Genomic DNA, 18,982 nt, shown 5'->3' with positions numbered 1-18,982 from the left:
TATTCTACCGAACAGTATTTAACTAATAATATGGTAAGGATTTAGAAACAATGAATATAGCCCTTCCTTTTTGTGATCAGTTCAAACAAGTAATTCTAATAATAAATGCCATAAATCTAATGTCTATGAAAGAGTATTTCAGCAAAGTTACCAAGACAAGTGCTCTGATAATGTTGCTAATGAGCATACTGAGTACGTCGGTCCTTGCGCAGGGGTTTACTGTGCAGGGAACCGTTACTACCAAAAACAATGAACCGATTCCCGGTGTAAATATTCTAATAAAGGGAACGACCCAAGGAACCATCTCCGATATTAATGGTGCTTATTCTCTAGAGGTGAGCTCTCCTGATGATGTATTGGTTTTTTCCTTCATCGGGTTTCTGGGCCAAGAAAGAGTTGTTGGAAATGATAAGGTCATTAATATCGTTCTTGAAGAAGAAGTAAAAGGTCTTCAGGAGATCGTGGTTATGGGGTATAGTGATAAAAAAAGAAATGAAATTACCAGTGCTGTTACCACCGTTTCTTCTGAAAAACTGAAGGATGTGACTTCCAGTAACATTGAAAGTATGTTGCAGGGTAAGGTTGCCGGAATTCAGGTGTTTAATGGTTCTGGTCAACCGGGCTCCACCCCCGACGTGCGAATCCGAGGAATCTCATCATTGAGTGCCCCTCAAGGACCTCTGTACGTAGTGGACGGAATTATTGGGGGAAGCTTCGATCCCAACGACGTGGAAACCATCACCGTTTTGAAAGATGCCGGAGCAACAGGGATGTATGGATCTCAGGCAAATGGAGGTGTGATTGTGGTTACCACCAAAAAAGCCACGGACGGAACCCCGAAAATTAATGTAAAGGCTGTTACCGGTATTCGGATGGCTGACCATGGTAATGTTAATATGATGGACAGTCGGACTCTTTACAACTATCAACGCGAGTTGTACCGCGACAACCAGTTGTTTGTGATTGACGACAGCAAATTTTTGCAGGTAAGGCCCGAATCTATTCTCGATGTTAATACTGATTGGTTGGATGAGGCTTTTCAGCCTGCTATGGTTCAGAACTATTATGTTTCATCTACCGGAAAAACCAATAAACTCTCATTCTATCTGGGTGGAAGTTACTATAATGAAGAGGGAACTTTTCTTAATACCTATTTTAAAAGGATCAACCTCAGAGCCAACACCACCTATCGGTTAACCGACAATATTTCAATCATCAACAATATCAATATTTCCGGTTCAAAAACCAGAACTACTGATTATATGAATATTTACTATTCTTACGTAAATATGCCTTGGGATGATCCCTATGATGCCGATGGTAATGCCAGGAGTTTCAAAGAAGCTGATGGAATCTGGTCAAAAGATAAAATCAACCCAATCCAGGCAGCAGAAAATTCAGAACTTAACTATCGGGCATTGAATGTTGACTACGACTTCGATCTGAATATCCGTCTGACCGATTGGCTGTCGTTTAGAAGTACCAATCGTCTGAGTGTTTCCAATGGAATGGAAAAACTATTTTATTCCAAAGATGCAGACAACATCTCCTACTTCGGAACCGGATATGTCAGTTCTACTTCCGATATTTCTTATGGGGGAATTACTACAAACTTGTTTAAGTTTCGTTTTGACAATGGCGGTAACTCATTGAGCGGTTTGGTTGGTGTGGAAGCTCAACGGACAGACAATGACTTTATCAACGGTTCAGGACAGGGAATGCCGGAAGGTCTTTCTGCTCCTTCGGTAGCTTCTTCTAACTTTAACATTAGTGGTGCTCCCGATCATACCGTTATGCAGTCGTTCATTTCGCAGGTTAACTACAGCTATCAGGGAAAATATTTCCTGACCGGTTCCTATCGGATCGATGAATCATCGGCTTTTAGCCCCAATAACCGAACGGCTCATTTCCCAAGTTTATCCGGTGCTTGGCTGTTGAGCAAGGAGAACTTTATGAACTCAATGAGTGCTGTGGATAACCTGAAGCTGATTCTCAGCTGGGGGAAAACAGGTATGAAAGATATTGGTGCTTCCAAATATTTGGAGCAGTTTGCCTACACGACACAATATGATGGTGCTATCGCTGCCGTTCCATACCAGCTGGCCAATCCCGATCTTTCTTGGGAACAAACCAGACAAATAAACCTGGGAATGGAATTAGGGTTGTTCAAAAAAGTTAGTTTCAGTGTTAATGCTTATGATAACCTGACCGAAGATCTTTTAGTCTATCGTGATCTGCCCCCTTCTGGAGGTTTTAGTAAACAATGGCAAAATACCGGGTCGGTAAAAAATCAGGGGATTGAATTGAGTCTTTCCTCTACCAACATAAAAACCAATAAATTGACTTGGACAACCGACTTCTCCATTAGCTTTAACAAAAACTCACTTACCAACTTTGGTGGTGACACCATTATCAATGCGAATAGCTATGGTATTACCCAAATTTATCGTGATGGAGGATCGCTCTATAGCTGGTATGCCAAAGAATTTCATGGGATAGATCCCAACGATGGATCTGTATTATGGGTCGGGGAAGACGGTAATCTAACGCACGAATATCAGGAAGCCAGAAAAGTGGAGTATGGCAGCCCCATTCCTAAAGTAGAGGGTGGTTTTTCTACCAGTATCAAATACTCTGATCTTACTTTGAGTGCCAACTGCTCGTTTGTTACCGGAAATAAGATATATAACTATTTCAGACGATATGTAGACCACGATTTGCAAGATCCTTTATTCAACACAATGATGCCAAGGGATGATTGGAAGCTTTGGCAACAGCCGGGTGACGATGCTACCCATCCACTGCCTCAGAATGCCAGAAACTCTTTCGATCCTTCTACCAGATATATTGAAGATGGTGACTATTTTAAAATTCGTAACATCACGCTTTCCTACAGAATTCATGGTAGTTTAATTGACCGACTGAAAATTAGCAGTCTCGATGTGGCTTTGAGTGCTGACAATGTATTCACCTTTACCCGCTTCTGGGGACAAGATCCTGAAGTGTCCATCAATCCTTTGAATGGGTTGCCTGGATATTCCGAATTTAGATATCCCAACAGTAAGCAGTATGTATTGAGTGTAAATATTAATTTCTAAATCGCTTTGTTATGAAAATCAAATCTTTATATATGTTAATTGTGGCTTTCATAATTGGGGTCACAGGGTGTGATATGGAAGTGGTTCCCAGTGACGCGCTGACTGGGACTCAAATTACTTCCACCTCTGATGGATTACCTAGTTTGGTAAACGGTGGTTATGCATTGTTCAAGGACTTTCCGGATCCTGATGAAACCAATAACTGGTACTTGCGTCAATATTTTCAGCTGATTGATTTTGCCGGTGACGACATCGTTTGCGGATATAAGTCGGAAGACGATTTGACCAACAGCTTCCGCTACAACGATCGTTCTTCTGAAAAATCTAATATCAATAGTTTTTGGGAAGTATCCTATAAGATCATTTACGGCGCCAACGTCTCTATTGAGATGGCCGACAGGAAAGGGAATGATGTGTTGACCAACCATTTGAAAGGTGAAGCCTACTTTTTGCGGGCTTTTGCCACCCATGCCGTGACGCGACTGTTTGCCAAACATTACAGTCAGGCCAATGCTTCCGAACCGGGAGTGATTCTTCGTGAAGATGCTTTGGATACCCAGCCCAAAGCCAGAGCAACACTTGAAGAAACCTATGATTACATCATCGGCAGTTTAAAAAGTGCCGCTTCTCTGATGAGCGAAGAAATCCCTGCCGAGCGTCAAAGTAAAGGGTATGCCTCTAAATATTCTGCCTGGGCTTTACTTTCACGCGTCTATTTGGATAAAGGAGATTACCAAAATGTAATTGCCTATGCAGACTCAGTGGTCAATTCGGAAATGTATAGCTTGGAGAGTGCCGATTCATATGCTGATTATTTTGTAAATGCTAAAAATTCGGATGAGACCATATGGTGTATCCCCTTCCTGACGATTGATGATAAACTGACTGCGTCGGTTGCTTCTATGATTTATAATGGTGACAACTGTTGGGGAGAAGAAGGAGCGTCGCTTTCTCTTCTTAAAGATATGGGATTTGGTTCTGATCTTCAAAATGTTGATCAGAGATGGCAATACATTGATGCTCAGAATCCCGGACTTAAAAATGGTGTCTTACTCTACTTTATCAGTAAGTTTTCCAACCAGGATAATAGCTCTACATTGAGTTCACCAGTCATGTTGCGTCTGGCAGAAGTATATCTGAATCGCGCCGAAGCTTATGCTCAGTTGGGCCAGATAGAAAATGCTATTGATGATGTCAATATGATTCGTGAAAATCGTATGATCCCCGGAGAATACGGTACGATGTCCGACTTTTTGTATGACGTGGGAAGAGATAATATTACCACTACCAATGTTTTGAATGTCGTATTGAAAGAAAGAAGAATTGAGTTGGCTTTCGAAGGCCACAGATTATTCGATATTAAACGGAATGAGTTACCTCTGGAGAGAAATTACTGGGGATACCACCTGGATAATTACAATGGAATACCCACCTCTTCAGAGCCCGGCCTGGACGCACCCGGTGCGTTTATCCCGGCCAACGATCCTCGCTTTGTGTATCCGATACCAAGTAGAGAATTAAGTACAAACAATTTGGTTGTTCCAAACTAAAAAAACAGATGTTATGAAAGCAATTAAATCAGTCTATATTTTTCTTTTTCCTGTAATACTTCTCTCCCTCTTTTCTTGTAGTAATGAAGGTGAATATGAATTGCAGGATCCGCCACCACTCGATTTCAAAGTTTATATCGACGGAATGAGTATCTCCTTTGTGAACGATGTGCCCGCCGCAACGAATGTCTCGTGGGATTTTGGAGATGGCTCAACAATCGCGAGTGGTGACTCTGTTGTGCATGAATATAGTTCGATAGGTAATTATCTGATTACCATGTTGGCAGCAGTAGATGGTGTTTCCTATGAATATCACAGAGTATTGAGAGTTGATAAAGCATCTTTGATTCAGTTGGATGATGATTCCTTCGAAGATTGGGAGAGTGTCACCTATTCCGACTTTATCGTGGCAGGTAAGGATGATGTATTGGGTGCCATCGTTGATTATGATGCGAATAACGTTTACATATATGTAGAGTTTAACGCCGTTGAAGGTGCCGGTTTGGATTCTCATATTTTTGGAATCTATATGGATACCGATAATTCGTTGGCTAGCGGATTTTCATTAAAAGGCATCGGCGTGGATTATGGCTTAGAAGGCAACCTCCATAACGGCGATATCTGGCCTTCTATGGTAGACCTGGTGAATGGTGATTCGGGATGGCCTTTCGTAGGTTATGAACCTTCCAATCCGGTCATTGTGGGTACCATAATGGAAGAGGATGGTGTTGTGAAAATGGAATTTGGTCTTCCTCGGGAATCGTATGCCATTACCGGTGATTCTTTCCAGTTCTTTATGAGCATTATGAACTCTGACTGGTCGGATATAGGAAGTCTTGTCAATGAGGATTATGGCGACAATATTGTGGTGAAGATGGATAAACAATAAGGATTTAGCGAAGCGGGAAGATGCTGGTTAAAATCGTGCTCTTCCCGTTTTTGCTTATATCTTTGAGGAATTATTTTGTAAAAGAGATGAACAGACCGTGAAAGGATTTGGACAGAATATACAGGCATGCAATGAACATGACTATGAGAGATTGTCACAACAAGAATATTTGTAAACTTAGGACCATGCGAGTTCCATCAGACCAATAAATTAGATAAACTGTATGCTGATGAAAGTATCGTATGCCTATCTACTTTTGGTCGGGTTCCGGAAGGTCATATTCACTGTAAAACATCATTAAATAAATCGATATACGCATGAAGAAAAAATTGTGGTTGATATATGCCATCGTAACAACAATAACTTGGGGTATTTGGGGTGCTTTAATAGAGCTTCCAGAAAAGGCAGGTTTTCCTGCTACATTGGGGTATTCCATGTGGGCCCTTACCATGCTTCCCTGTGCGTTGGTTGCATTAAAACTGATTAATTTTAAACTGGAATATAATCTTAGTTCAATATTGTACGGACTGCTGATTGGATTAACCGGTGCCGGAGGGCAGCTGATTCTTTTTGAAGCGTTGCGCCAGGGACCGGCCTATATTATTTTTCCGATTGTCTCGTTATATCCAGTGGTCACCATTGCCCTTTCTGTGATGATCTTGAAGGAGAGAACCAATAAACGAAGCTGGGTAGGGATCGTTTTGGCACTGATCGCCATTTTCCTGCTTTCCTATATGAAGCCGGAAAATTTGGAAGTAAAGGGTTATTTGTGGCTTGGATTATCGGTGTTGGTATTTATCATGTGGGGCGTTCAAGGGGTTTTTATGAAAGTGGCCAATAACAAGATGTCGGCCGAGAGCATTTTTACTTACATGGCAATATCCGGGATTCTTTTGGTTCCCTTTGCTTTAATGATGACCGACTTCAGTCAGGATATTAACTGGGGATTTAAGGGACCTTATCTGGCGGCGATGATCCAAGTGCTTAATGCTATTGGTGCATTAACATTGGTGTATGCCATGCGCTACGGTAAGGCGATAGTGGTATCACCGATGACTTCACTTTCGCCAATGATAACAATCGTTTTGTCCTTGGTTATATATTCTGTTTTTCCCAATACGCCCATGATCATTGGCTTTGTTTTGGCATTGATCGCCATATATCTCTTTTCTACCTGAGAATTTTATAAAAACTTAAATATGCAAGCTACTTTCCGGTTTGTATTAATAGAATTTTCATGGATGAAGGAAAATAACTTATGGTGGGAGGGTATCTTGATGGTAAAGGACGAATGTTGACTGTGCCGATCTCAAAGAAGGAATGAAGGATGCACCACAAGCGGATTTTATCAACGGATATTTCGTTGGGATGCGTCCTAAAGGTTATAACTTATACATGTGCATTATTACCCCTGGGTATATATTTTGGTGCAGTGTATATCATTGCCACTAATATGATCGTATTAAACTTTCGGAATTTTGATGGCCTGACCTTTCCGATGTTTAAAAGGTCGGCCTATCCTGAGAATGGCAAGCAGGTAAAAGTAGCCCAAAGAGAAATCAATTTTCGAACCGGTCGGAAAATTAAATTTCTGTCTTTCCTCTATTTTTGTCCTGCCTGACCTTGATGATACCGGCAATAACCGTTGGGGTTGGTGGTTTTATTTTTGCATCGTTTCCCGGTCGATTTGGCGATGCCTTTGCATTGCACGGCTTTCGTTGTTGCACGATAGGAGGGGGTGAAGCCCGCGTCAAAATTCCAAGGGATTAAATTGACCTTTGCTTCCAGGCTTATTTCTTTGGAATCCTCCATCTGAGGGAAAAAGTCGATGCCGGTAACTATTTCCACCGAGTCAACGGTTACGGCATGTCGGTAGAGTGGTTGATCGCTTTTTTGATTGGGTAAAATAAAGGCGATCATTTTCTCTTCATAGGGGGCGTAGATCACCTTGTAGTAGTAGCCCGGAACCGTTACACGGTTGGCGCCTATGCAGCCCTTATTGTTGATGAATACGGGTCCGGACACCACGACTAATTTTTCTTTTTCAGTGGTCCAACGCCTTACCGTTTCTTCCAGACTTCGCCATATGCCGCGATTGAACGAAGGGGTCTGAGGCGACATGTTGGACATATAGAAGGTCTCGGACATGGCCTGACGACTCGTCTTACTGCTTCCCGCCGGATAAAGATGGCCACGGTCGTAGCCCGATCCTTTGTAGTCGTCGGGAAGAGCCGACCGGGTGGAGACTTTCGGGTCGGGACGGAAATCATTGGTTCTTGACACGTCTCCGTTAACATCGTCGGGTGTGAGCTCATAATAAACCCATTGGGCCTGTTCGTGTTGCTCGTCGTAAGAGAGGGAATAGCCGGTGTGATTGATTATTTCACCAGCGGAATGGGGGAGATAGTTCTGCCCCAATAGCGATAGGGCTGTGCAGACAAGAAAATAAAAAAAAAGATGGTTCGCTTCATTTTATGTTTAGAATAAAATCAAAAAAACATCCGCAAATTTACATCAGTCCGCTCAATTTTCTTTCGACATGCCGCAGTTTTTTTATTGATAATAAACACGGAGACGCGAAGCGGCAGGGGAACAAAACTTGAGGTTATTAGATTTAAGATTTATAGATTTAAGATTTAAGATGAAATGTGACCGTTACCATTTTCAAACGCAGAGAGACAAAGAGACAGAAGAGATGGGAAGTTCCATCAACAACCCATCTCTGTTTATTTCAATAAATATCCCTTTTTATTACGGCGCACTAGCCATTTACCATTAGCACCACACATTCTGTCTTCCGTCCCATCCCAAGTCTGGATGTGTGATTTTTAGATATTATAACGAAAGGTCTAATCATCTAAAATAAGGCATAGGGCACAGGGGGTGGTTACTCCTTATCAATTTCGTCGGTAATGGATTTAATAAAAATGGCGGCAGCGAAATGGCGCTCGTTGCTGTCGGCTTCGGGCCATGCACTGTTGAGGACAATCACAAGTTTTCTGGAAGGATCGATATAAACCTTTTGGCCATGAATTCCCAATGCTTCGAAACTATGGTTATTAAAGATCCACCAGCCATATCCATAGCCACCGCCTGGCCAAAGCGGTATTTGTATTTGGGTGGCTTCCTGAAACCACTGGTGGGGCACTATGGATTCGCCGTTAATGGATCCATCTTCAAGGACAAATTGACCAAACCGGCCGAAATCACGGAGCTGCATTTGAAGACAACAGCCGGCCAATTCCTGTCCGGTACGATCCACTCGCCAGGTTGCCGTTTGTTCCATGCCATAAGGGATCCATATTTTAGTGGCAAGGTAATGCGCCAGGCTTTGTTGGGTGGCGGCACTGATAAGGGCCCCTAAGAGGTGGGTTTCGCCGGTACTGTAGTTAAACTTCTTGCCGGGTGCTGCTTCGGCCGGCAAACGTCGCATATAGCTCACAATGGCTTTCATGCCGTCATGCGTCGTATCATTATCAAACCGGGCGATGTCAGAAGTGGGATCGGTATAGTTTTCGTTCCATTTTATGCCGGAGGTCATGGTGAGGAGATGTCGTATTTTGACACTGTCGAAGGCACTTCCTTTAAGGCTTGGCAGATAATCCGTTACATAATCGTCAATGCTCTTAATATATCCCTCCTTGATTGCGACTCCCACAAGCGTGCTTGTGACCGACTTGGCAACAGACAAGGAGGACCACAGGCTCGAATCGTTATGTCCAAGCGCATAGCGTTCCATTCTAATCTTTCCATCTTGAAGAATAAGGAGGCCGGCTACTTTCTGTTCCTTGATGAAATCTTCCAATGCCTTCGCTTTGGCACCGCCGGGACTAAATGCAGCAATGGGGTTGCCCCTGGGAAGCTCCCGAATATTATTACCGATAGGCACTTGGTGTTCTGTCACATCCCCCTGAGATGTTTCTTGAGGGATTGAATCGTGGTCAGCGGTGCTTTGGGCAAAGGCGGCGGCACCTATGGTCAGCGAGATCGCCCAACCGACAACTGATAGGATTGATGAAAAAAGGAGTTTACGCATGGTTTTATACTAAATAATTAAAGTTGGTTTCGCTTGAACAGAGCATTTCTGTGGCGATGATTTATGACCGGGTATTGGGTTTGGTTAATTCTTGGATTAAACCTTTAAATATTATTTCGTGAAATGGGCGTCCTAAATACCAGTAAGTTCTTCCCAGTAATCCCTTAGGGCGGAATGTGGCCGTTTGAACAAGAAAACCATCCTGTATTCTGAATTCTAACCACGCTTCGCCCGGTAATTTCATTTCTGCAAACAACAGCAATCGCTTTTCGGTTCTACTGGCATAAATCACTCTCCAGAAATCCAGCGTATCACCGGGGTGAATATCGTTTAAGTTCGTTCTTCCTCGCCTTAATCCAACGCCTCCCACAAACTTGTCAATAACCCCCCTGAGATTCCATAGCCAATTGGCGTAATACCAACCTGTTTCACCACCAATGGTCCATATTTTGTCGATGCAGGATGTAAGATCTACTACTTTTTTCTTGCGAATATCCTGATAACATCCGAATTGAGGAACATTGATATAATCAGATATTTTAAAATTTAGCCTTCCGCTAATTGTAGAATCTTTCCAGCTGGATAAAATCTCATTTTGTTCAATTTTTTTAAACGCTTGTTGAATGGATGCCGTATAGGATAAAGGTTGAATTTTTAATAATTGATTAAGGTCGTCATTTTGGGCGATAACTTCAACTTTCATGCTGTCAACTAATGATTTGGCAAGGTTGTAAGAGGTGGAAGTTATGAAAAATAACCAATACGAAGATAGCTTGGGCGTCATTACGGGAACTATTCCAATGTATCTTTTCAACCCCCGTACAGATGCAAATTTCAACAGCATTTCTTTATATGTAAGAATATCGGGTCCTCCAATATCAAAACTTTTATTGAAAACTTCGTGGTTATTCATTATTCCTGTTAAAATTTTAATGACATCTGAAATGCCGATGGGTTGACATTTGGTTTTTAACCATTTAGGCGCAATCATAATGGGTAATTTTTCGACTAAATCACGAATGATTTCGAATGAGGCACTTCCTGACCCAATGATGATACCTGCCCTGACCGTTGTGAGGGCATATTTTCCTTTGCTCAATTCCATCTCTACATTTTTTCTAGAATTAAGATGATTCGACAACGTCTGTGCGTTTACAATGCCACTCAAATAAATTACTTGCTTAACATTTGTTTTATGGATTTCTTCTCTGAAATTAATCGCCGATATTTTCTCTAATTGTTCAAAATTTTTTGAGCTTGACATTGAATGAACCAAGTAGTAGGCAATATCGATATCTTTGGGAAGGTTAATGAAGGTGGATTTATCAATTAAGTCAAGTTCAATTACTTGAATCCGGTCTTTAATGGAGTCTCCCGGATGGAATTTTCGCTTGTCCCTAACGCCGCACACGATATCGCACCCCATATCTACTAATTTGGGTAATAATCTTTTTCCGATATAACCTGTTGCACCAGTAAGAAGAATTTTCATTTTAGTAATTATTAGGTGTGGATTTCAAATTTCATCCTATTTTTAGTATTGATGTGGCTTAGTGGTCCAAATCTTAGGTTTTGTGGAAAAGTATAGATTTTGCTATGAGTTGACTGATGTGTATGTTTTACATGCTTATGATGTGATTGTTATGTTTTATTGTTTTAAGGGGTGTCGAGCTCTAAGTTGTATTCTGACAAATGAATTTAGGGAATAAAAATTTGAAATTCTCTTAAAGGTATAAATTAAAATTTGAAAGTTTTCGTATTCCATCACGGATGTGGGTTGTTTTTAACCGGGAAAGAACATTTTTAAGCGGAATAATAACGGTTTGCATGGCGCCATTGATAAGGCGCGTCAATGTATTGGCTTCTGATTTTCGTCAAACAACCCATAAAAAACGGATGTTATAACACGCAGCAACAAGTTGGTGTGTTAAAAATGAAAAATAGAGAATTGGTGATTTCATTATTGTCCGATTGGAGTTAGAAGCCGCTTAATGTGAGAAAAAAACGGTAATATTGTAGGTCCATCCTACTTTTTGTACTTATGGTTGAATGGAGCGCCAGCAGTATCGGGAACCCTTTTTCGTGGCAGGGAATTTTCGGGGAAGAGGGGATCGGAAACAATCCATTTGGAGGTCGTGGAAAACCTCTTTGAGTTGACCTGGCAAGGTGTAGGAAATAATTTTTAAGCCTCCGCCCCTTTGGGACGACGCAGGACGAAATGCATCATGGACTAAATTCTTAGGAGAGGCAATGAAAAGACGAAAAGAAATGCGAAACAGATTATTGGCGTTGTTTGTATTGGGGCTGATTGTTGTCGGTTGCAGTAACACAGGAAGTCCAATCTTACAGGATGTTCAGATTGCATTTTTGTCGGATGTTCATTTGAATGATATTTATGTTGATTATGAAGACAGTGATTATAAAGGAGTCTATAATCCTGCAACGGGGAAGCATGTCATTATTCGCACCATGGAATCCCAGCTTCATTCAACACGTATTTTTAATGAGAACTTTTTTGCGTTTAAATCAGCGTTGGATGATGTTGTCAAAAGAGGAATAAAATTGGTGATACTACCAGGGGATTTTAGTGATGACGGACAATTGTATAATGTAAAAAGAATCAATGAAATACTTGGGGAATATAGTTCTAATTACGGGATTCAGTTTTTTATTACTACCGGGAATCATGATCCTGTTGGTCCATATTCCATGGATTCCGGTAAAAAAGATTTTTTAGGTAAAGAAGGACAGCGACAGGCCATAATGAGTCAGGAAGGATTGTTTAAGGCTCCATCGTCCAATCCTCTCCCGGTCGTTGTAACGAAAGATATTCGTAAATTAGGTTATGAGGAGATCGTACATATTCTGAAAGAGTATGGTTTTTTCCCTCAGAAAGGATATGTATACTGGGAGACCCCATTTACCACGTATGATTACGATGCCTATCAATATCGTCAGGCTGTTTCTCAATCTTCTATTCTTCAAAGGTCTTATTTTGTTGATGGTTTAGGCAAAAAGTTGCCGGATGCAAGTTATTTGGTCGAACCGGTAGAAGGATTGTGGTTATTGGCTCTTGACGGCAATGTTTTTTTACCTTCGGCAGCAGAGGATAATAATTTTAAAAGGGCTTCGCTAAAAGAGGGAGGGGAATATTCTAACGTTCTTACCCATAAGCCTTATTTGATAGACTGGGTAGCCGATGTGGTTAAGGAATCAGAGCGCTTAAATAAAACTTTGATTGTTTTTAGTCATTACCCAATGATTGATTTTTATGATGGCGCATCCGAAGCACTGAAAGCATTGTTTGGCGTTGGAAAGATGCAATTACACCGGGTGCCGGATGAGAATATTGCGGCTCAATTTGCCAAGGCAGGTGTTAAAATTCATTTCGGGGGCCATTTACATCTCAATGATACTGGAATAAGGCACTATGAGAACGGGGATTTTTTGGTTAATATTCAGGTGCCTTCAATTGCAGGCTATCCGGCGGCATACAAGATATTAACCATCAAGAATCCTGATGAGATGGTTGTTGAAACGGTAAAATTAGACTCAGTGCCCGGGTTTAATAATTTATTTCCCCTGTATGAAAAGGAGTATGCTTATCTAACGGAGTGTGGGGCGGAGGATATTTGGAATCAAGAGATATTAAGCGCCACGAATTATGGGGATTTCCTGAATTGGCACTTGAAGGAATTGGTGCGATTACGATTTCTTAAGAGGGATTGGCCGGAAGCATTTCGAAACTTTATGCTTAATGCGGATGGCGTTACTTTACAAGCATATGCAGGGATTGATCCTGTTGATTCAACAGCCGGTTTTAAATGGACAGGGATTGATATGATTTATGACTTTTACCGGGTCTTAAATGGTGATCAATTAGCTTTAAACGACGTAGGTGCTCAGCGGATAGAAGAATACCAATCGATTATAAATTCAGAATTGGAGAAAACTCATGCGAATAAGGGTGCGGTTGATTCTTTGAGTGTTGAATTCTATTTGTTTATGAGTATTTTTAATGATTTACTTCATGGCGAACCCTCTGATTATTTTAAAATCGGGATGAAAGAGGGGACAATTGTGGAATTGAATCCACAATAACCTTCCTGGTTGGAGCCATAAAAAATGACATGGTCTTATTCATTGATGGGCCGATCCTTCTGGTAATACATTCTTTTAATATCTTTCATCGAAGAGGTCAAAGTCTTTGGGGCGCGAAGTAGGGCGTCTGAAAGAGGTTCCGTTTAGAACCTTTGGCCGGAAAAGCTATTATCGCCCCAGTCGGGGATAAAATGAGCATGAGGTTCAGGCTTAACACAAGATGAATATGCAAAAGCCTATTTTTTGAGAGTTTTATTCCCCCCTGAATTAAGAAAGATTTTACTCGAATAAATTTTGTATACATTTTTGTGTGGAATGATATCGTGATATCATCTCTCAGTTTCAATTGTCCCACCGTTTTTTGTAGAAAACATTCAAGCGCATGAATTTTTCGGTCATAATTCAATGAATTATTGAAGCGTGAATGAAATGTCTATGTTTTTGAATGAAAAATCCGGGTGAAAATTCCTTATGGAGTGTAAAATTGTGCATTCAAATCTAAATAAAAGTTTATGAAAAAAGTCGTATTAAGAATTGGAATGATGGCCTTTATTTTAGGTTGTTCATTGAATATTTGGGGGCAGGATATTCATTTATCCGGCATAGTAACAGATGTTCAGGGAAATTCAATTCCCGGGGTATCTGTTGTTGAAAAAGGGACCACCAATGGCACCATGACCGATGTTGATGGTCATTTTTCGTTGAGCGTGCCATCGGATGCACAAACGTTGGTTTTTTCATTTATTGGTTTTGAAACCCAAGAGGTGACAATCGATGCTAATAGCTCCTTTTTAAAGGTTGAGTTAGTTGAGAGCGTCATTTTTCTAAATGAGGTGGTGGCTGTTGGATACGGTAACATGACGCGGAAGGACGTTACCAGTTCAATCACGACCGTTCAGGCTGAGGATTTGAATGTTGGAGCGTATAGTGATCCTGCTCAGCTGTTACAGGGTAAAGTCCCGGGATTGACTATTACTCAGACTTCAAACCCTAACGGAAGTTCATCCATTTCATTACGAGGTGCATCTACTTTACGTACGGGCGAGGCCCAAGAACCTTATTATGTGATTGATGGCGTGCCTGGGATGTCAATGTCACTTGTTTCTCCGGAAGATATTGAGAGTATTGATGTGCTTCGGGATGCATCAGCCACTGCCATCTATGGCTCAAAAGCAGCCAATGGAGTTATTATTATTACGACCAAAAAGGGGAGTAAAAACGGGAAAACTCGGGTCAGTTATAGTAGCTATATTGCGGCCGACAATGTGATGTCAAATTTGGATATGATGTCGGCAAGTGAGCTTCGCTCATATGCTTCGGCGAATGGAATTACGCTGCCCAATGATGAAGGGGCTGACACCGACTGGCAGAAGGAAGTTCAACGGACCGGAATCAGTCAAAACCATAATGTGTCTATTAATGGAGGTAACGAAGAGACCAGTTATAGTGCAAGTGTTAATTATATGAAGAAAGAAGGGGTTATCAAAGGGACTGAGATGGATCGTTTTATTGCGCGTTCCTTCCTGGAAACCACAACCCTTAATGATCGATTAACATTGTCGTTTAGCCTTAATGGAAGTATTACCAATAATCATAGTGTGCCATTTGGGGTTGAGGGAACGAGTGTCCTTGATGCCATGAAGTATTATTCTCCATTAGTGCCGGTAAAAAATGAAGATGGGAGTTGGTATGAAAGCTCAGGGATATCCCAGAACTACAATCCAATGTCCATGATTGAAGAAGATGAGTACAATACCGAAAGCAAACGGTTGCAAGGGGTAGCCAAAGCTTCCCTTCAGCTTTTTGATGGGTTGGTTTATAATTTAAGTCTCTCGTACCAAAACGAGCAAAACATCTTTAGTAACTATCACACCACTGCTTCACAGATTTATTCTTCTCAGAATGGAGTGGCTAGTCGGATCGCAGTAGAGAATAAGAAAACGGTGTTTGAGACTTATCTGAATTATGACAAAACTTTTAATGAAGCCCATAAGCTGGGAATAATGGCCGGTTATTCATGGGAGCAAAATGATGATAACGATGGCTTTGGACTTACCGTTTACAATTTTTATAATGATGATTTGAAATACTATAACCTGGGGTATGCCAACAATATGGATATCTCGGGCATCAATAGTGACTATACTCTTTCTACGTTGCGGATGATATCCTTTTATGGACGTCTGAATTACAGTTATAATAGCAAATATCTTTTTCAGGCCACCATGCGTCGAGACGGGAGTTCCGCTTTTGGTGAAAACAATCGGTGGGCAACATTTCCGTCGGTGTCAGCATCGTGGCGTTTGATAGAAGAAAATTTTGTTAAGAATTGGAATGTATTTGATGATTTGAAATTTCGTATAGGTTATGGAGTAAGTGGTAACTCATTAGGATTTGATGCCTTTACCGCCATCCAGACCTACGGTGCATCGGGTTGGTTTAGTTATACAGATGCAAATGGAAATACTTCTGATTATCGAACGCTGGCTGCAAGAAGTAATGCAAATCCGGATTTGAAATGGGAACGTACCAGTATGTTTAATATTGGAATGGATTTTGGCTTCTTCAAAAACCGCCTCACAGCGACGTTGGAATATTATGACAAGAGAACAAAGGATTTGATTTACAGTTATGCCGTATCTACCAACCGTTATCCTTATGGAAGTATGTTGGCCAATGTGGGTGAGATAAGTAATAAGGGTGTTGAATTATCATTGAATGTTATACCTATCCAAACAGAAACGGTACGATGGGAATCTTCGTTCAATCTTTCTCATAATAAAAACAAAGTAATAAGTCTTTCTAATCAAACTTATTCGGTGGATTATATCAATGCGGCCAATCCGAATATTGGGGGGTATGCTACAGCTACTGTTCAGCGCATTATGGAAGGTGAACCTATCGGAACGTTCTATATGTGGGAGTGGGCCGGATATAACGACAGCGGCGTGTCTCAATTCTATGTGCATGATCCGGAAACAGGGGAACGAACAGGCGAATTCACCACCAGTCCACAAGAAACCGATCGAACGAATGTGGGATGTGCGCAGCCTAAGTTTACTTATGGGTGGAATAATACCATTAATTATAAAAAATGGTCACTTACGGCTTTTCTACAGGGCGTAACCGGTAATAAAATATTGAATTCAACCCGCGCCCAGTATAATTTTGTTTCGATGGTTGCATCTGGCAAGAATGTGTTGAGCGAAGTGGCAACAATTCAGAATTTTGAGGATGTAAATGCTCAGGCCCCATCGGATAGATATCTTGAGAAAGGTGATTATCTGCGCTTGTCGACCTTGTCCTTGAACTACGACTTTGGAAAGATTGGAGAGTACATTAAAGGATTAAATGTTTATGCTACCTGTAATAATGTATTTACGATCACTAAATACAAAGGGCTTGATCCGGAAATATCGTTAGGTGGTCTGACTCCGGGTATCGATAGCCGTGAATATTTTTATCCACGAACCCGTACTTACATGCTCGGTCTTAAAATCAATTTCTAAATTTAGGATTCTATGAAAAAAATGAATATTAAACTGGTTATATCAACTGCGATAATAGCTTTGGCTACTAGTAATTGTACCGATTTGGATGTGGAAGTAAAATCTCTGTATACTTCTTATCCGGATTCCGAGATAGCAATTGAAGCAAAAACCTCGGATGTTTATTATGCTTTTCGCGGTGTGTTGGGTCGTCGATACAACGAGGCTATGACCCTTTCTTCAGATGAGTGTATGGGGGTAAGTTATGATGGAGACTATTACGATTCCGGGAATTATGCCCATCCAAGTTTACATAACTTTAAGGCGGATGATGCCTGTCTGGGATATTGGAGTGATTTGGCCAGCGGGATTACCAAGTGTAACCGGGTGATTGTGGATTTTGGGGGTGAAGAAGCCGTGATATCCGCCCCGGTACGAGCAATCCGTGCTTTTTATCATTTCATTCTGATGGACAGTTATGGCGATGTTCCTATTTTGGATCATATTCTGGAAGAAGATGAGTTATTAGCACGTAAACCGCGCGCAGAAGTTGCACAGTGGATTGAAGATGAATTATTGGCGGTTCGAGATGACATGGCCACCGCTGTTGATGCGTCGACTTATGGCAAACCGACACGTTGGATGGTGGATGCTCTGCTTGCAAAGTTGTATATCAATTGGAATGTTTATACTCAGGATGTAACCAGCGCAAGTTGGTCGGCTACTGCTAATAACGAAAAACTGGATGACTGCGTGGCTGTATGTGACGACATTATTCAAAGTGGAATTTTTGATCTGAGCGATGATTTTCTTGAAAAGTTTTATCCAACGAATGGGCCGCATATTAAAGATTTTATTTATGTGATGCCTTATACCGCAGCCAATAAAGATGGGTTGACCTATGGTCGTTTCCGTACCTGGCGTAAGGGTGATTCGGATGGAGATGGTGGTCCAGGACTTTATGGGATGAAGCTCGCTAAGTCATGTGCCGGTAATTTCGCCATGAATCCCGAATTTGCCGATTTATTTAGCTTGGAAGGAGATCGCAGGAATCAGGCCCTATTTAAAGGAGCCTTGTATCAGTATGATCCTTCTACCTATCAGGTTACATCCATTCCGTTTGAATATAAGGGAGAACAAGTTGTTTTAACCAAGGATATTACACTGACAGTAGTCGATGAGAATCTGAATGTAGGATCTAATGTAACCGGGTGGTCGCAAGGATATCGCTTTAATAAATTCATTATGGATCCCAATGATTTTGGGTTGTATAGTCGCTGTCAAGACAATGATGTTCCGATCTTTCGTTATGCCGATATTTTGCTGACAAAATGTGAAGCTATTCTTCGTGGTGCAGCTGCCACCAATGGAGATACCCCGATGGGATTGTTTAATCAGATACGCTCGTATGTCAATGCGCCAACCATTGATTCGGATCCAACATTAGATGATTTGCTTGATGAACGAGGTCGTGAGTTTTTTGATGAAAACTGGAGACGCAATGACTTAATTCGCTTTGGAAGGTTTGAGGATGACTGGGGTTTTAAAAATACCATCAATCCAACAGCCAAGAGTGATTTTACGAAACGAATATTCCCCATTCCAACTTATGTTTTGAATGAGAATACCAATTGGTCTCAAAATGAAGGTTATTAACTTCATACTTCTTAGTAGATGGAGGAGGTTGCAAAAAACCTCCTCCTCTTATTTCGTTTGTTTTTAGTGCCTTTTAGGTGGGCAGAATAATTTAGGTTGACGTATCAATGCCTCAGAACTGATGCCTGTTCGGTTTTGGAAATGGGGATGTATTTTTCTGTCTC

At 41.2% G+C, this 18,982-nt stretch carries 10 protein-coding genes; 7 read left to right on the top strand and 3 right to left on the bottom strand.

Annotation, left to right across the window (positions count from 1 at the left end):
• The first annotated feature begins 125 nt into the window (after window positions 1-125).
• From ACT29H_RS02125 to ACT29H_RS02110, 4 genes are all read left to right on the top strand, one after another.
• Window positions 126-3,098 carry a SusC/RagA family TonB-linked outer membrane protein gene (locus ACT29H_RS02125; protein WP_444819942.1) on the top strand — a complete coding sequence of 991 codons (2,973 nt, stop codon included), beginning with the start codon at window positions 126-128 and terminating at the stop codon, window positions 3,096-3,098.
• Window positions 3,099-3,109: 11 nt separating this feature from the next.
• Window positions 3,110-4,648 (top strand): RagB/SusD family nutrient uptake outer membrane protein, encoded by a 1,539-nt coding sequence (locus ACT29H_RS02120; protein ID WP_444819941.1) that lies wholly within the window; start codon window positions 3,110-3,112, stop codon window positions 4,646-4,648.
• Window positions 4,649-4,661: 13 nt separating this feature from the next.
• Window positions 4,662-5,537 carry a PKD domain-containing protein gene (locus ACT29H_RS02115; RefSeq protein ID WP_444819940.1) on the top strand — a complete coding sequence of 292 codons (876 nt, stop codon included), beginning with the start codon at window positions 4,662-4,664 and terminating at the stop codon, window positions 5,535-5,537.
• Between the two features lie 317 nt (window positions 5,538-5,854).
• Window positions 5,855-6,715, top strand: a complete 861-nt coding sequence (locus ACT29H_RS02110; protein ID WP_444819939.1) for a DMT family transporter — start codon at window positions 5,855-5,857, stop codon at window positions 6,713-6,715.
• 424 nt (window positions 6,716-7,139) lie between these two features.
• Here ACT29H_RS02110 and ACT29H_RS02105 read toward each other — a convergent pair whose 3' ends face one another.
• From ACT29H_RS02105 to ACT29H_RS02095, 3 genes are all read right to left on the bottom strand, one after another.
• The gene (locus tag ACT29H_RS02105) at window positions 7,140-7,955 is read right to left on the bottom strand and encodes a DNA/RNA non-specific endonuclease (protein ID WP_444819938.1); all 816 of its coding nucleotides are present in this window, start codon (window positions 7,953-7,955) and stop codon (window positions 7,140-7,142) included.
• A gap of 469 nt (window positions 7,956-8,424) precedes the next feature.
• Window positions 8,425-9,573 (bottom strand): serine hydrolase domain-containing protein, encoded by a 1,149-nt coding sequence (locus ACT29H_RS02100; RefSeq protein ID WP_444819937.1) that lies wholly within the window; start codon window positions 9,571-9,573, stop codon window positions 8,425-8,427.
• 61 nt (window positions 9,574-9,634) lie between these two features.
• The gene (locus tag ACT29H_RS02095) at window positions 9,635-11,065 is read right to left on the bottom strand and encodes an SDR family oxidoreductase (RefSeq protein ID WP_444819936.1); all 1,431 of its coding nucleotides are present in this window, start codon (window positions 11,063-11,065) and stop codon (window positions 9,635-9,637) included.
• Between the two features lie 758 nt (window positions 11,066-11,823).
• Here ACT29H_RS02095 and ACT29H_RS02090 point away from each other — a divergent pair.
• The 3 genes from ACT29H_RS02090 to ACT29H_RS02080 all read left to right on the top strand — a co-directional run bounded on the left by ACT29H_RS02090 (window position 11,824) and on the right by ACT29H_RS02080 (window position 18,818).
• Complete coding sequence (locus ACT29H_RS02090) at window positions 11,824-13,674, top strand: metallophosphoesterase (RefSeq protein ID WP_444819935.1); 1,851 nt, start codon at window positions 11,824-11,826, stop codon at window positions 13,672-13,674.
• 512 nt (window positions 13,675-14,186) lie between these two features.
• On the top strand, window positions 14,187-17,183 hold the full coding sequence (locus ACT29H_RS02085; protein ID WP_444819934.1) for a SusC/RagA family TonB-linked outer membrane protein: 2,997 nt from the start codon (window positions 14,187-14,189) through the stop codon (window positions 17,181-17,183).
• Between the two features lie 12 nt (window positions 17,184-17,195).
• Window positions 17,196-18,818: a RagB/SusD family nutrient uptake outer membrane protein gene (locus ACT29H_RS02080; RefSeq protein WP_444819933.1), complete on the top strand. Its 1,623-nt coding sequence runs from the start codon at window positions 17,196-17,198 to the stop codon at window positions 18,816-18,818.
• The last annotated feature ends 164 nt before the right edge of the window (window positions 18,819-18,982 follow it).

This window comes from Thermophagus sp. OGC60D27, from assembly GCF_052400625.1.
GTDB lineage: Bacteria > Bacteroidota > Bacteroidia > Bacteroidales > Marinilabiliaceae > Thermophagus.
The sequence above is the reverse complement of the archived record's forward strand: the minus strand, read 5'-3'. Positions and strand labels throughout refer to the sequence as shown.